General features: G+C 70.3%; 11 protein-coding genes, 1 tRNA gene and 1 pseudogene. 1 reads left to right on the top strand and 12 read right to left on the bottom strand.

Annotated features, from left to right (window positions below; genetic code table 11):
* Window positions 1-133 precede the first annotated feature (133 nt).
* The 7 genes and pseudogenes from rho to ACZ7GZ_RS24850 form a co-directional block, all read right to left on the bottom strand.
* A complete protein-coding gene (gene rho, locus ACZ7GZ_RS24820; protein ID WP_471027467.1) occupies window positions 134-2,098 on the bottom strand; it encodes a transcription termination factor Rho in 1,965 nt (654 codons plus the stop codon).
* Between the two features lie 406 nt (window positions 2,099-2,504).
* Window positions 2,505-3,422, bottom strand: a complete 918-nt coding sequence (gene thrB / locus ACZ7GZ_RS24825) for a homoserine kinase (protein WP_471027468.1) — start codon at window positions 3,420-3,422, stop codon at window positions 2,505-2,507.
* A 262-nt stretch (window positions 3,423-3,684) separates the two neighbouring features.
* On the bottom strand, window positions 3,685-4,743 hold the full coding sequence (gene thrC, locus ACZ7GZ_RS24830; protein ID WP_471027470.1) for a threonine synthase: 1,059 nt from the start codon (window positions 4,741-4,743) through the stop codon (window positions 3,685-3,687).
* A 6-nt stretch (window positions 4,744-4,749) separates the two neighbouring features.
* The gene (locus ACZ7GZ_RS24835) at window positions 4,750-6,042 is read right to left on the bottom strand and encodes a homoserine dehydrogenase (RefSeq protein ID WP_471027472.1); all 1,293 of its coding nucleotides are present in this window, start codon (window positions 6,040-6,042) and stop codon (window positions 4,750-4,752) included.
* 146 nt (window positions 6,043-6,188) lie between these two features.
* Window positions 6,189-7,580, bottom strand: a complete 1,392-nt coding sequence (gene lysA, locus ACZ7GZ_RS24840; RefSeq protein WP_471027474.1) for a diaminopimelate decarboxylase — start codon at window positions 7,578-7,580, stop codon at window positions 6,189-6,191.
* Between the two features lie 54 nt (window positions 7,581-7,634).
* Window positions 7,635-9,134, bottom strand: a complete 1,500-nt coding sequence (gene nrtL, locus ACZ7GZ_RS24845) for an ArgS-related anticodon-binding protein NrtL (RefSeq protein WP_471027476.1) — start codon at window positions 9,132-9,134, stop codon at window positions 7,635-7,637.
* A 336-nt stretch (window positions 9,135-9,470) separates the two neighbouring features.
* Window positions 9,471-9,941 (bottom strand): annotated as a pseudogene (locus ACZ7GZ_RS24850) (response regulator); the annotation flags it as partial.
* Window positions 9,942-10,059: 118 nt separating this feature from the next.
* Here ACZ7GZ_RS24850 and ACZ7GZ_RS24855 point away from each other — a divergent pair.
* Window positions 10,060-10,131, top strand: a tRNA-Arg gene (locus ACZ7GZ_RS24855).
* Between the two features lie 344 nt (window positions 10,132-10,475).
* Here the strand turns inward: ACZ7GZ_RS24855 and ACZ7GZ_RS24860 are convergent.
* The 5 genes from ACZ7GZ_RS24860 to ACZ7GZ_RS24880 form a co-directional block, all read right to left on the bottom strand.
* Window positions 10,476-10,991, bottom strand: coding sequence for a hypothetical protein (locus ACZ7GZ_RS24860; RefSeq protein ID WP_471027478.1), 516 nt, complete (start codon window positions 10,989-10,991; stop codon window positions 10,476-10,478).
* A gap of 171 nt (window positions 10,992-11,162) precedes the next feature.
* A complete protein-coding gene (locus ACZ7GZ_RS24865; protein WP_471027479.1) occupies window positions 11,163-12,626 on the bottom strand; it encodes a tyrosine-type recombinase/integrase in 1,464 nt (487 codons plus the stop codon).
* Window positions 12,623-12,817, bottom strand: a complete 195-nt coding sequence (locus tag ACZ7GZ_RS24870) for a helix-turn-helix transcriptional regulator (protein ID WP_111004752.1) — start codon at window positions 12,815-12,817, stop codon at window positions 12,623-12,625. Before ACZ7GZ_RS24870 ends, ACZ7GZ_RS24865 begins: the two co-directional genes overlap by 4 nt.
* On the bottom strand, window positions 12,814-13,971 hold the full coding sequence (locus ACZ7GZ_RS24875) for an AAA family ATPase (RefSeq protein ID WP_471027480.1): 1,158 nt from the start codon (window positions 13,969-13,971) through the stop codon (window positions 12,814-12,816). The genes ACZ7GZ_RS24870 and ACZ7GZ_RS24875 overlap by 4 nt, the downstream gene beginning before the upstream one ends.
* Window positions 13,968-14,867, bottom strand: a complete 900-nt coding sequence (locus ACZ7GZ_RS24880) for a bifunctional DNA primase/polymerase (protein WP_471027481.1) — start codon at window positions 14,865-14,867, stop codon at window positions 13,968-13,970. The genes ACZ7GZ_RS24875 and ACZ7GZ_RS24880 overlap by 4 nt, the downstream gene beginning before the upstream one ends.
* Window positions 14,868-14,902 lie beyond the last annotated feature (35 nt).

Consider the following 14,902-nt stretch of genomic DNA (forward strand, 5'->3'; position numbering starts at 1 on the left):
GGTGTTCCCCAGGGAGAGACGAGGCGGAAGGGGGCGCGTGATGCGCTCCACTCCGCTCAGCGCCGAAGCGCCGCCCTCCGTCACTGATGGACGGGGGGCGGCGCTTCGGATTCCCTGGGGAAGTCCCCTTCGGCTAGTCGCCGTTACCGGGCGTCGGCGTCGTCTTCTGAATCTGCATCAGGAACTCGGCGTTCGACTTCGTCTGCTTCATCTTGTCCAGCAGCAGCTCGACCGCCTGCTGCTGGTCGAGGGCGTGCAGCACCCGCCGCAGCTTCCAGACGATGCCCAGCTCCTCGGCACCGAGAAGGATCTCTTCCTTACGGGTGCCGGACGCGTCCACGTCCACCGCCGGGAAGATGCGCTTGTCCGCGAGCTTCCGGTCGAGCTTGAGCTCGGCGTTGCCCGTGCCCTTGAACTCCTCGAAGATCACCTCGTCCATGCGGGACCCGGTGTCCACGAGAGCCGTGGCCAGGATGGTCAGCGAACCGCCGTCCTCGATGTTCCGCGCCGCACCGAAGAACCGCTTCGGCGGGTACAGCGCGGTCGAGTCGACACCACCGGACAGGATGCGGCCGGAGGCCGGCGCGGCCAGGTTGTAGGCACGGCCCAGACGCGTGATGGAGTCCAGCAGGACGACGACGTCGTGGCCCAGCTCGACGAGCCGCTTGGCGCGCTCGATGGCGAGCTCGGCGACCGTCGTGTGGTCCTCGGCCGGGCGGTCGAAGGTCGAGGAGATGACCTCGCCCTTGACCGACCGCTGCATGTCGGTGACCTCTTCCGGACGCTCGTCGACAAGGACGACCATCAGGTGGCACTCGGGGTTGTTGTGCGTGATCGCGTTGGCGATCGCCTGCATGATCATGGTCTTACCGGTCTTCGGCGGGGCCACGATCAGACCGCGCTGGCCCTTACCGATCGGCGAGACCAGGTCGATGATGCGGGTGGTGAGCACGCCGGGGTCCGTCTCCAGGCGGAGGCGGTCCTGCGGGTAGAGCGGGGTCAGCTTGTTGAACTCCGGGCGGCCACGGCCGTGTTCGGGCGCCATGCCGTTGACGGAGTCGAGGCGGACCAGCGCGTTGAACTTCTCGCGCCGCTCGCCGTCCTTGGGCTGGCGGACCGCACCGGTGACGTGGTCGCCCTTGCGCAGGCCGTTCTTGCGGACCTGGGCGAGGGAGACGTACACGTCGTTCGGACCGGGCAGGTACCCCGACGTGCGGATGAAGGCGTAGTTGTCGAGGATGTCCAGAATGCCCGCGACCGGGATCAGGACGTCGTCCTCGGCGACCTGCGGCTCGGCGATGTCGTCGCGGCCACGGCGGCCACGGCGGTCGCGGTATCGGCCGCGACGGCCCCGGCGGCCACCCTCGAAGTCGTCGTCGTCCTGCTGCCGGTCCTGACGGCCGCCGCCCTGCTGGCCCTGCTGCTGACGCTGCTGGCCGCCCTGCTGGTCGTCGCCCTTGCCACGGCGGTCACGGTCGCGGTCGCGGTCACGGTCACGGCCGCGCTCACGGCGGTCGCGGCGGCCACGGCCCTCGCCGTCACCGGCGTCGCCCTTGCCCTCGCCCTGCTGCTGCACGGACGTCTCGGCCTTGGGCTCGGCCTTCGCCTCGGCGGCGACGGTCTCGGCGCTGCTCGCGGCCGGGCTGCCCGCCTCGGCGGTGGCACGGCGGCGACGGCGCTCGGTCGGCGCGTCGTCGGAGGCCGGCTGGCCGGGGATCTCGATCTGCTGCTGGGCCACGGCCTTCTCGGCGGGGGCCTCGGCCTTCTTCTCGCCGTCGGCGGCCTCACCCGTACGGGCCTTGGAGGTGGCACGGCGCTTGGGCTTGGTCTCGGTGGCGGCCTCGGCCTTGGGGGCGGCGCCCCCTGCGGCCTGCGCCTCCTTGATGACCTCGATCAGCTGGCTCTTGCGCATCCGCGCGGTGCCCCTGATGCCGAGGCCCGAGGCGACCTGCTGCAGCTCGGCCAGCACCATGCCCTCGAGGCCGGTACCGCGGCGCCGCCGGGAGCCGGCACCGGTGGCAGGCGCGGAGGCGTCCGTGGCGGGCGCGGCAGCGGTCTCCTCGACACGTGCGCCCATCAGATCGGTGGTGTCGCTCACGAAGGGTCCTTCCCTGGAGCGGACGTCGGCCTGTCTGGCTCGGCGACCGGTTGTGCTGTCCGGCTACGGTCCTGTCTTCCGTGAACCGTGCCGGGGCGGTGGTCCGCCAACGCGGCGGAAGAAAATGTGCGGTGAGTTGGCGCTTCCGCGAGTCGTGGCACCCAGTGTCACGTGGCGTGGTAGCACCGATTCCGGAGCGTGCCCAGTGACCTGCTCAGTGTCCGCATACGACGTACTGCCCAGGTACGGCGTACGGAACACGGAGTGGCGTGGGAGGCTCCCGGAAGAATGTCTGTCCCGGACTGGGACACGAGGCACCTCGCCATGGTGGGGTCGGGTGCAGACTTGAGATTAACACTACCGGATCCAACAAACATTCCCCCTCTCCAAATCCGGCAACCGTGTGTCAGGTCGCAAGCGGCAGCACGCTCGCTCCCTGCAGGTCCAGGCTCAGCCGGTTGGCGGCCCAGTCGGCGCCGGCCAGGGTCTCCACCTTGTCGGCGGTGCCGGCGTCGGCGAGGGCCATGACCGTGGGCCCGGCGCCCGAGATGACGGCCGGGACGCCCTCGGCGCGCAGCCGCTCCACCAGCGCGGCGCTCTCCGGCATGGCCGGGGCGCGGTACTCCTGGTGGAGGCGGTCCTCGGTGGCGGGCAGCAGCAGCTCGGGGCGCCGGGTGAGGGCCTCGACGAGCAGGGCGGCACGACCCGCGTTGACGGCGGCGTCCACGTGCGGCACGGTGCGCGGCAGCAGGCCGCGCGCGGTCTCGGTCAGGACCGGCTTTCCGGGCACGAAAACCACCGGAACGATGGAATCGCCGGGCTCCATCCTGATCGCCCGGGCGGCCCCGGACTCCATCCAGGACAGGGTGAAGCCGCCGAGCAGACACGCGGCCACGTTGTCCGGGTGGCCCTCGATCTCGGTGGCCAGTTCCAGCAGCGCCGCGTCGTCCAGGCGGGCCTCGCCGCCTATGGTCACGGCACGGGCGGCGACGATGCCGGCGCAGATGGCGGCGGAGGAGGAACCGAGGCCCCGGCCGTGCGGAATGCGGTTGGCGCAGACGATTTCCAGGCCTCTGGGCTGTCCGCCCAGCAGATCGAAAGCGGTGCGCAGGGCGCGGACGAGGAGGTGAGACTCGTCACGCGGGAGGGTCTCGCCGCCCTCCCCCGCGATGTCGATGTGCAGCCCGGAGTCGGCCACCCGGACGACCACGTCGTCGTAGAGCCCCAGCGCGAGGCCGAGGGCGTCGAAGCCCGGGCCGAGATTGGCGCTGGTGGCGGGAACGCGCACCCGGACGGCGGCGGCGCGGAACGCTGGACCGGCCATCGCTCGTTGACTCTCCTTGAGCTGCGTGACTGTCGAAGACATTCGATACGTATACGGGGAGACCCGCTGGCCGCGCAGACGGCGCGACATCACCCATGTGCGCAGCCATATGCCAGGCATATGCAACGGGCGGGTTCAGTACAGCCTATCGAAGGAAGGTTCTGTGGCGACATAGGGCGCACAGGAGGCGCACGATGCGTGTCGTAAGCCCCCTGTGCACCCTCCACAGGGATCGCCCCCTGCCGGCGGCTGTCAGGGGCGGTCAGGCGAGGCCGAGGCGCTCGGCCGCGGCGGACGCGTCGACCGGGACGGTGACCGGCTGCGGGGCGCCGGCGACGGCCCAGTCGGGGTCCTTCAGACCGTTGCCGGTGACCGTGCACACGATCCTCTGGCCCGGGTCGACCCTGCCCTGCTCGGCGGCCTTCAGCAGACCGGCCACGGAGGCGGCCGAGGCGGGCTCCACGAAGACGCCCTCCTGCGCGGCCAACAGGCGGTAGGCACGCAGGATTTCACGGTCCGTCACCTCGTCGATGGCCCCACCGGACTCGTCCCGGGCCTGCAGCGCGTACTGCCAGGAGGCCGGGTTGCCGATCCGGATGGCGGTGGCGATGGTCGACGGGTCCTTGACGACCTCCCCGCGCACGATCGGCGCGCTGCCGGAGGCCTGGAAGCCCCACATGCGGGGGGTCTTCGTGGCGATGCCGTCGGCGGCGTACTCCTTGTAGCCCTTCCAGTAGGCGGTGATGTTGCCCGCGTTGCCGACCGGGAGGACGTGGATGTCGGGCGCGTCACCGAGCATGTCCACGATCTCGAAGGCGGCCGTCTTCTGGCCCTCGATACGCACCGGGTTGACCGAATTCACCAGCGCCACCGGGTAGTTCTCGCTCAGCGAGCGGGCGAGGGTGAGGCAGTCGTCGAAGTTGCCGTCGACCTGGAGGATCTTCGCGCCGTGCACGAGGGCCTGGCCCATCTTGCCGAGCGCGATCTTGCCCCGCGGGACGAGAACGGCCGAAACCATACCGGCCCGTACGGCGTACGCGGCGGCGGAGGCCGACGTGTTGCCGGTGGAGGCGCAGATGACGGCCTTGGCCCCCTCCTCCTTGGCCTTGGAGATGGCCATGGTCATACCGCGGTCCTTGAAGGAGCCGGTGGGGTTGGCCCCCTCCACCTTCAGGTGGACCTCGCAGCCCGTGCGCTCGGAGAGCACCTGCGCGGGCACGAGGGGCGTACCGCCCTCGCGGAGCGTCACGACCGGCGTGGTGTCGGATACCGGCAGCCGGTCCCGGTACTCCTCGATGATTCCGCGCCACTGGTGGGTCATTGCTGGTTACTCTCCTTCAACCCGCATGATGCTGGCGACACCCCGCACGGTGTCGAGCTTGCGCAGCGCCTCGACGGTCCCGGTGAGGGAGGCGTCGGACGCGCGGTGGGTGACGACGACGAGGGAGGCCTCGCCGTCCTTGCCCTGCTGGCGCACCGTATCGATCGACACCCCGTGCTCGGCGAACACGGTCGCGACCTGGGCGAGAACACCCGGTTTGTCCGCGACGTCGAGACTGATGTGGTAGCGCGTGACGACCTCGCCCATCGGCGAGACCGTCAGGGCGGCGTACGCCGACTCACCGGGCCCCGTTGCGCCGTTGAGCCGGTTGCGGCAGACGGCGACGAGGTCGCCGAGCACGGCGGAGGCGGTCGGGGAACCGCCGGCGCCGGGGCCGTAGAACATCAGCTGCCCGGCGGCGTCCGACTCCACGAAGACGGCGTTGTACGCGCCGCGCACGGAGGCGAGCGGGTGGGTCAGCGGAATCATGGCGGGGTGCACGCGTGCGGTGACCGACGCACCGTCCTTGGAGCGCTCACAGATCGCGAGCAGCTTGATGGTGCAGCCCATCTCCTTCGCCGAGCGGAAGTCGGCGGCGGTGACCTCGGTCATGCCCTCGCGGTAGACGTCGTCGAGGCGCACGCGCGTGTGGAAGGCGATCCCGGCGAGGATGGCGGCCTTGGCGGCGGCGTCGAATCCCTCGACGTCGGCGGTCGGGTCGGCTTCCGCGTACCCCAGGGCGGTGGCCTCGTCGAGGGCCTCCTGGTAGCCGGCCCCCGTGGAGTCCATCTTGTCGAGGATGAAGTTGGTGGTGCCGTTGACGATCCCCAGCACCCGGTTGACCTTGTCCCCGGCGAGGGACTCGCGCAGCGGGCGGATCAGCGGGATGGCGCCGGCGACGGCGGCCTCGTAGTAGAGGTCCTTGCCGTTCTCCTCCGCCGCGGCGTGCAGGGCGGCGCCGTCCTGGGCGAGCAGGGCCTTGTTGGCGGAGACGACGGAGGCGCCGTGCTCGAAGGCGGTGGTGATGAGGGAACGGGCGGGCTCGATCCCCCCGATCACCTCCACCACGACATCAATGTCCCCGCGTTTGACGAGGGCGGTGGCGTCGGTGGTGACCAGGCTCGGGTCGATGCCCTCACGCACCTTGCTCGGGCGCCGTACGGCGACCCCCGCGAGCTCGACCGGGGCCCCGATCCTGGCGGCGAGGTCGTCGGCGTGCGTCGTCATGATGCGCGCCACCTCTGAGCCGACCACTCCACAGCCCAGCAGCGCCACCTTCAGCGGACGCGTACGCATCATCCGACCTCGTTTCCTCATACCGTCTACGGTTGGACCAGTCTCACTCACCGGACGGGAGTTTCTACCCTTCGTCCGGATCGTGAGACATCTATTTCATTTGTGCAGGGGTGGCAGACCGAAGATCTTCCACCCCGGGGTTCCCGCGGTCACCCGACGTCGAGACGCAGGAGGTCCTCCTCCGTCTCACGCCGGACGATCACCCGGGCCTCGCCGTCCTTCACGGCGACGACGGGGGGCCGGAGCACATGGTTGTAGTTGCTGGCCATGGACCTGCAGTACGCGCCCGTGGCCGGTACGGCGATCAGGTCGCCCGGCGCCAGGTCGGCGGGCAGGAACGCGTCCTTGACCACGATGTCCCCGCTCTCACAGTGCTTGCCGACGACACGCGCGAGCATCGGCTCGGCGTCGCTGGTGCGCGACACGAGGGCGACGCTGTACTCGGCGTCGTAGAGCGCGGTCCGGATGTTGTCGGACATACCTCCGTCGACCGACACATACGTCCGCAGCCCGTCCAGCGGCTTGACGGTGCCGACCTCGTAGAGCGTGAAGGCGGTCGGACCGACGATGGCCCGCCCGGGCTCGACGGAGATCCGGGGCGTCCGCAGCCTGGCGGCGTCGCACTCGCGGCTGACGATCTCGGTGAGCGCCTTGGCGATCTCATGCGGCTCACGCGGATCGTCGGCACTGGTGTAGGCGATCCCGAGCCCACCGCCGAGGTCGATCTCGGGCAGCTCGACCCCGTGCTCGTCCCGGATGTCCTTGAGCAGCCCGACGACACGGTGGGCGGCGACTTCGAAGCCCGACATGTCGAAGATCTGCGACCCGATGTGGCTGTGAATGCCGATCAGCTCGAGCCCGTCGAGTTGCAGCGCCCGCCGCACGGCCTCGGCGGCCTGCCCGCCGGCCAGCGGAATCCCGAACTTCTGGTCTTCATGGGCGGTGGCGATGAACTCATGCGTATGAGCCTCGACGCCAACGGTGATCCGAATCTGGACCTTCTGCCGCTTGTCCAGGGACTGCGCGATGTGGGCGACCCGCACGATCTCCTGGAAGGAGTCGAGCACGATCCGCCCGACACCGGCCTCTATGGCACGGCGGATCTCCTCCGGGGACTTGTTGTTGCCGTGGAAGGCGATGCGCTCGGCGGGCATCCCGGCCGACAGGGCGGTGGCCAGCTCGCCGCCCGAGCACACGTCCAGGTTGAGCCCCTCCTCGTTCAGCCACCGCACGACGGCACGGGACAGGAACGCCTTCCCGGCGTAGAACACGTCGGCGTCGGCCCCGAAGGCGGTACGCCAGGCGCGCGCCCGGGCGCGGAAGTCGGCCTCGTCGAGGATGTAGGCGGGCGTGCCGTACAGCTCGGCGAGCCGGGTGACGTCGACACCGCCGACGGTGACGACCCCGTCGGCGTCGCGCGCGACGGTCTGGGCCCAGACCTTCTGGTCCAGGGCGTTGAGATCGGCGGGCGGCGCGGAGTAGTGCCCCTCGGGCAGGACGTCGGCGTGACGGGGTCCTGCGGGGTGGGCGGAACGGCTCATGACGTGGCTCTCAGACTCTCTGTCTCTCTCCGGGGCGCATCTGCTCTGGGGCCCTCAGAGGTGTTCGGGTGCGTCGATGCCGAGCAGGGACAGGCCACCGGCCAGCACCGTCCCGGCGGCTTCGGCGAGGGCGAGCCGGGCGCGGTGGGCGGCCGAGGGTTTCTCCTCGCCGCGGGGAAGCACGGAGGGCAGGAAGGGCAGCACGGCATCGGCGAGGGTGACGAGATGCCGGGCGAGCCGGTCCGGGGCACGGTGGGTGGCGGCCGCGGTGAGGATACGGGGGTGGTCGGCGAGGGGGACGACGAGACTCCGGGCGGCGGGGGGGACGACGCTCCGGGCGGCGGGGATGTGGACGTCCTGGGCGGCGCGGGTGACGACGCTGCCGGCGGCGGGGATGTCGATGCCCCCGGCGCCGCAGGTGTCGACGTTCCCGGCGTCGGGGATGTGGACGTCTTGGGCGGCGCGGGTGACGACGCTGCCGGCGGCGGGGATGTCGATGCCCTCGGCGGCTGCGGCGGTGACGTGGACGTCCTGGGCGGCGCGGGTGACGACGCTCCCGGCATCGGGCATGTCGACGTTCCGGGCGCCGCAGGTGTCGACGTTCCCGGCGTCGGGCATGTCGATGCCCCCGGCGGTTGCGGCGGTGACGTGGACGTCCTGGGCGGCGCGGGTGACGACGCTCCCGGCATCGGGCATGTCGACGTCCCGGGCGCCGCAGGTGTCGACGTTCCCGGCGTCGGGCATGTCGATGCCCCCGGCGGCTGCGGCGGTGACGTGGACGTCCTGGGCGGCGCGGGTGTCGACGCTCCCGGCGTCGGGCATGTCGTCGACGTCCCGGGCGTCGTCCAGGGGACCGGGTTCGGCGGCGAAGCCCAGGCGGCCGGCGTTGCGGCTGAGGGACCGGATACGGGCGTGGGCGTACCGCACCCGGAACAGCGGATTGCTCTCCCGCTGGACGAGATGGTCGGCGGTGATCCGCGGCCGGTCGTGCGGCGCGGGATGGAGCAGGGCCCACTGGGCGGCGTCGGCCCCGAGCGGAGCGGGGTCCTCCGGGGCCGGCACGGGCCGCAGATTGACGGGCTCCCCATGCTCGACGGTGGCCCGCCCGCCCTGCGTAGCGACGATCCGCACGACGGCGTCGGCGACGACCTCGGCCCGCACCTCGTACGGCACCCGCAGCGCGACGACCTGCCCGGCGAGGGCGTCACCGTGCCCGTAGGCGGCACCACGGGCCCGGATCTCCCGGACGAGCCCGGTGACGGGGTCGGCCTGCGCGTCGAGGCTGATGTTGAGAAAGCCGGGCCCGGTGACGACGACGTCCCGGACGCCGTCGGCGCCGACGAGCCGGGGCCGCAGGATCTCGGCGACCCGCAGCGGCGCCTGCCCGGCCGGCCGGGCGAGCTGGAGGGCGACGTTGGTGGCGAAGTCCCCGCACCCCCCGGGCCCCGGCTCGGTCACCACGACCCGTTCGGGCACCGTCACACTCAGCTCCCCGTCATCGACAGCACGACGCACCGCGCGCAGCACGGTGCGGGACAGCTCGACGGGGGTCACGGGACAAGCGTAGGGGAGGGACGGGGTGGGTAGGCGAGGCGGTTCTCACTGTGGGACGGGCGACGGACCACGGCCGGCCCTTGCTTCACCAAGCGCTGCACTTACGGCAGGCCGCCAACGCTCCCGAGCCGCTCCAGCGAGACAGCAGCTCAAGCCACGTGAACCGCCGTAGTCGCCGCAGCCGCCCTAGCCGCCGTACGAAATCCCACCTGGCACACCATCGGCGACCCCACCGGAAACGCCACCGGGAAGGCCGTCGGCAACGCCGTCGTCTCCGCCCCCTTCGCCGGCCCCATCCCCATCCCCGTCCCCGTCACCGTCGCTGTCGCCGTCACCGCCCCCACCCCGGTGACCTCCGCCTCCTCCACGCCCGTCTCCCCCGCTCCCGCGCTCGATGAGCTGCTTGACGAGCCGTACGAGTTCGGCGGGCTCGAAGGGCTTGGCGAGGAAGGCGTCCACGCCGACGTCGAGACCGGTGTCGACCTCGTACTGCGTGCACGCGCTGACGATGGCGAGGGGCAGATGGTGGGTACGGGGGTCGGCGCGAAGCCGGGCGGCGGTGCGCAGTCCGTCCAGCCGGGGCATGACGACGTCGAGCGTCACGACATCGGGCCGCACCTGATGGACCACGTCCAGGCACTCGGCACCATCGGCCGCGGTCACGACCTCGAGCCCTTCCAGTTCGAGGTTGACCCTGATCAGCTGCCGGATGACCTTGTTGTCGTCCACAACAAGCACCCGACCCGAGGCGCCTGGCACAACTCGAGAGTAGGTCCGAACCGGCCACCGCGTCCGGGTTTTCCCCACTTCCACCCCCTACAGGTGACCCGCCCCGCCCCACCCCGGGAAACGGATTCCTGATCACCCCGCCGGACCTGCTAGTGTTCTATCCGTCGCCGCGAGCGAGCAGCTCCGCAGCCGACACGCCCCCGTAGCTCAGGGGATAGAGCAACGGCCTCCGGAGCCGTGTGCGCAGGTTCGAATCCTGCCGGGGGCACTCGCCGAGGATCAGCAGAAATCAAGCGCTGACCAGGGCGGATGCCGACAGAAGAGGGCGGGAGTCAGTCTCACTGACTCCCGCCCTCTCTCGTTGTCTCTCAGCGTTCGCGACACACCTACGACACACTGTGAGGCGCGGGCACGCCACGCTGGCCATATGAGTTTGGATCGATAGATGATGGATGGCGGCCCTATCGCCGGGGGCTGTGGGCTGATCGACGCGTTGGCCGCGACCGGCGGCGCTATGTAGGGCTCCCGGGAAGGCGTCGCAGCACTCTCGGAACCGCCCGGGCTGGCCGGAAGGCGAAGAGCCAGGCTGCCATGACGCCTGGCAAGCCTGACTCACGACTTGGGAGAACGCGTCTTCTTCTTTCCCTTGGGGGGCTCAATCTCCTGCACTTCGATTTCCCCCTGGCTGAGTTCTTTCAAGCGCTCCCGGTAAGCATGAAGTTCGTGGACATCCATCGTCCGTCGCACCCACCCATGACGGATGGAGGGGATGAATTCTCCGATCTTCTCCGGATTCTTGAGCAGGTAGAAGAAGATCTTGAACGCAGCAACCGTTGCACCTCCGGCCGGAATGGCTTGCCCGAGGTCAATGTGCAGTGGCGACATCATCTCCAGGCGGAGAACCCTCGGGACCGCGTCGCTGTGCGGCGGTGCAGCGGTGTGAACCCAGACGAGCGAGGCGGTCTCCTGGCTGATGTCAGGGTCATCGCCGACCTTACTCTCAAGCACGCCAAGGCGATACGCCGTGTGGTAGACAGCGTACAGGCTTTCAAAGAAGTCAGAGAGTTCGTCCAACGTGCTCAAGCCGTGGGCTGCGGTAATCCGGATGGCTTCGGGTGTGTCCGCCATGGCGACTCCTTGACTCTCTCTTCGCCTGCACGCTAAGGGAGCCAAGAGCGAGTTGCCACACAGACGCGTCTGGTTGGGTCCTCCGGGCGAGATAGGCAGCGCTGGACATAATGGACGGCATGCATTCCTGTCAGACGGTCCTCTAAGGATCCTTGTGTTTGCCGTTGTTAGTTAGGCCGTGTCGCCGTCCTCTTCCAGCGCCTTTGCGATCTTGTCGTTAGCCGCCTCCTCATGGCCGTCGATGCAGCCGTGATATCGACGGTGGATCACCTCCGGCGAGTTGCCGACCCGTCGGGCCACCTCAGCGATGGGTACTCCCGCGTTCAGCCACCGCGTGATGCACGCGTGCCGCAGGTCGTAGGGGCGCCCAGCCAACGGCGTGTCGATGCGTTCCGGCGGCAGCGCGTACTCCCTCGCTTCCTCCCACACCCGCCAGTAGGTGGAAGAGCCGACCACTCCCCCGCGTTCATTGCCGAACACGCGCCCCTCCTTGGCGGTCCCAAACTCCTCCAAGTGCGCCCGGAGGATGGCGACCAAGACAGGCGGAATGGGCACCGGGCGGTCGCTGGTCGCCTCCCGCGCCTTCAGGCCGCGGCGGTCGTGTCGCTCGCCTGAGTCGGTCCACTGTTTGCCGGAGACGGGGCGTGTCTCCCGCAGCGTGAGCGTGCCCCAACCCGTCTCCGGCAGGTGGCAGTCAGACCGCCTCAGCCCGACCGCCTCAGCGGGCCGCAGGCCCGCGTAGTACAGGACCGCATAGAAAGCCGCCAGGCGCCGCCCGCGGCAGCGATCCCATGACCCGACGTAGGAGACAGAGGTGAGCAACTGCCGAGCCTGTACGGCGTTCACGAGGACGCGGCGATCCACCACCTCGTTGGAGCCGACGTGCTTCCGGCGGGCGCGCTGAAGGGGGTTCTTCGGGAGCTCCCCCGCGACCACGGCGTGTTCGAGAGCGGTGTTCAGAGCGCGGCGCCGCCGCTTGTACGTGTCGCCCGCCGCCGGGGTGCCGTCCAGCTTGTACCCGAGGCGATACAGCACATCCTCGAAAACCTCAGCGTCGGCCAGGTCGCCCAACGACCGGTCGGCCGTCGTGACCCACTCGTACGCGGTCTTGAGTTCGGCCGGCGGGTCCTCCCCCGCGTTCGCGGGCACGATCCCCCACCGGAAGGCCAGCCGAAGGGACTCATCGTCAGGAATGCCGTCCCCGCGCTTGACCATGGCGAGCGTTACGGCCGCGAGACCGTCCGCCATGCCCTCACGGGTCTTGGCCGCGCTCGTACGCCACCGCCCGGCCATGTACTTCCGGCAGAACTCGAACCATCGCAACGGCGGCTCGGCGTCCGCTGCTTCGGCGGCTTCGGCCGCCGCGCGTACCTCGGACTCAGGCAGTCCCGATTTGATCTCGAACGCTTCGCCGCGCCGGTTCATGGCCTGCCACAGCTCGGACCGTCGGCTCTCCGCGAGAGCCAACGTGGTGAACGTGTCGCCGTGCACCTGCCTTGCGACCACCCACCGGAGGCGCCACGGGCGGGACCTGCGCCCAGTCTTGGTCACCTTCCACAGCTTGACGTCGAAGGAGTAGCCCGGCCGGGCCGACCCGCGAGGGCTCCCGGCCGGGGTGTCGTTCTCAGTGCTCACGCAGCGTCCTCCCGCTCCGCAAGCCAACGCTCGTACTCCGACCGTCGGATCCGCACGTCGCCGTTCGGGAGCTTGATGGCGCGGGGCCCCTTCCCGAGCTGGCGCCACCGGTAGAAGGTCGACGGGGCGACCTTCAGATCAGCGATGACCTCCTTGACGGTCATCTTCTCGTCCCGTGTACGGGCGCTCATTTCGCCATCCCTTCGGCTTCGTCCGCACCGGACAGGCCGGACAGCTCCAATTTCGACTGTCCGGGGTGTTCGTGCTGGTCAGGCGTGATAACCGGACAGCCGGACAGTGCGGACACCTCTTGGGCGCCCTGCGTCCGGGTTTCGGTGTCCGGGTAGTACCGGCCGCCGGCGTCCTTGCTGAGCTGTCCGGCGTCGGCCATGCGGTTGCAGGTGCGGCGGATCGTGTCGATGTCGACCTGCGGCAGCTCGCCGGCCATGTCCTTGGGCTTGGCGCCGGGGTGGGCGCGGACGTACCGCAGGATCGTGGCGCGGGTGTCGCTGACGGTGTGGTCTGAGACCGGGCCGTCCAACAGGTGCCAGGCGCCGGAGGCGGGTTGGAAGCTGAGGGCGTACTCGGCTTCATCTACGTCGCGGCCGGTGACGTGCAGGATGCCGTCCGCCTGTCCTCGGGCCCGTTTCAGCACGAGCGTGGCGTCAGCGGCTCCGGCGATGCCGTTGGTGCCGGAGACCTCGGTCAGGAAGTCTTCGGAGCCTGCTTTGCGGACGTGGTGTACGAGGACGACGGCCACGCCGTAGTGGTCGGCAAGCCGCTTGGCGTAGCCGACGGCGACATAGTCCGCGTCGTACGCCGACACCCCGGCCGGGGCCTGACCGCGCATCTTGGCAAACACGTCGATGACGACCATGCGCGCGTCGGGGTTGCGCTCCAGCCACTGTGCGATGGCCTCGGTGCCGCCCTGGGGGAAGGGCGGGCATTCGGTGACCAGGGTCAGACCGGCGGGCGCGGGCTGGCCTCCGAGCAGCTTGCCCATGCGGGTCTGGAGACGGCGCGGGGTGTCTTCCAGGGCAAGGTAGAGCACCGGGCCGCCCTCGACGGGCACGGAGTCGAACGCCTTGCCGCCGGCCGCGACCGACAGCCCCAGTCCGAGGGAGAGCCAGGACTTGCCGACCTTGGGCGGTCCGGCGAGCACGCTGACGCCTTCGGCGAGGATGCCGGGCACGGCCCATTTCGGCTCGGGGAAGTGCGCGGCCATGAGCTGATCGGCCGTCCATGCCGTCCGTGGACGCTCCCGCTTGGGCGGCGCGATGGGGGCCGTCTCGGGGTCACTGGGCACGGAGTACAGGTGCAGGGGCGGGATGGGGTTGGCGCTCATGCGGCGACCGTCCGGGGGCGACGTGCTCCGGCACGCAGGCCGGAGGCGATGGTGCGCCGTGCCTCGCGCTCGCCCTGGCCGACTTGGAGCGCGGCCGTGAGGAGCCAGCCGGTGACGTCGGCTTCGCTCAGCTCGCCTCCGGCAACGAGCTGTCCGAGGGCGACCGCGGCGATATAGAGGCTGTTGTTGTGCTCGTGCGGGCCGGAGCCGGTGACCCGCTGCACTTCCCCGTTGATCGCGGAGCGGAGGAAGGCGGTGCGCCGTCCGTGGCCCGTGAGGGCGACCATGACGGGGGTCTGCGGGGGCAACGGGGTCGGTCGCAGGAGTTCGGCGAGCCAGCCCGGCAGGGGTGCCACGGGGCCGTGGTGGGTGACCTCGTACGGGTGCCCGGCGAAGGTGCTGCCCGCGCCGACCACGAGTCCGCCCCACGCACGGGTGTCGACCTTCCAGCCCAGCCCGCGAGCACTGTCCCCGGCGGTGTTGCGCAGGGGCTCGCCCTCGGGCGCGAGGAAGTACAGGTGGGTGCCACCGCTCCACGTGCGCACCGTGTAGGTATCGGCGGGGAAGGGCTGACCGTGGCGCTCGCAGAGCACGGCGAGCACGTCGGCGCCGTCGGTGACGCCATGCTCGGCCCAAGCGGCCGGCGGGGTGTCTCCGGGGTGCTTGGGCTTGTCGAGGTCGATGGCGACCAGGCCAGACGGGCCGGTGGCGATACCGACGTTGAAGGCGGCGACGGACCACGCGCGGGTGATGCGGTCCGGGTCAGTGGTGGCGCGGGTCTCCCAGTCGGAGACGGCCGGGCGCTTGTCACCGGGGATCAAGGGGAAGACACGCCAGTCGCGCGACGCTGCGTCAAGCGCGGCGGTGAGCTGGGCAGAGTCGTCCAGGTGCGGCATGCTGGGGGTTCTCCTGTTCTGTCTGCGGATGGGCG

The organism is Streptomyces sp. NPDC037288 (assembly GCF_055603265.1).

What these genes read in the sequence shown, in the direction of transcription:
- thrB (WP_471027468.1), bottom strand. Translation starts at nt 3,422, where the DNA reads ATGGCCGGTCCAGCGTTCCGCGCCGCCGCCGTCCGGGTGCGCGTTCCC.
- thrC (WP_471027470.1), bottom strand. Translation starts at nt 4,743, where the DNA reads ATGACCCACCAGTGGCGCGGAATCATCGAGGAGTACCGGGACCGGCTG.
- ACZ7GZ_RS24835 (WP_471027472.1), bottom strand. Translation starts at nt 6,042, where the DNA reads ATGATGCGTACGCGTCCGCTGAAGGTGGCGCTGCTGGGCTGTGGAGTG.
- lysA (WP_471027474.1), bottom strand. Translation starts at nt 7,580, where the DNA reads ATGAGCCGTTCCGCCCACCCCGCAGGACCCCGTCACGCCGACGTCCTG.
- ACZ7GZ_RS24860 (WP_471027478.1), bottom strand. Translation starts at nt 10,991, where the DNA reads ATGGCGGACACACCCGAAGCCATCCGGATTACCGCAGCCCACGGCTTG.
- ACZ7GZ_RS24870 (WP_111004752.1), bottom strand. Translation starts at nt 12,817, where the DNA reads ATGAGCGCCCGTACACGGGACGAGAAGATGACCGTCAAGGAGGTCATC.
- ACZ7GZ_RS24875 (WP_471027480.1), bottom strand. Translation starts at nt 13,971, where the DNA reads ATGAGCGCCAACCCCATCCCGCCCCTGCACCTGTACTCCGTGCCCAGT.
- ACZ7GZ_RS24880 (WP_471027481.1), bottom strand. Translation starts at nt 14,867, where the DNA reads ATGCCGCACCTGGACGACTCTGCCCAGCTCACCGCCGCGCTTGACGCA.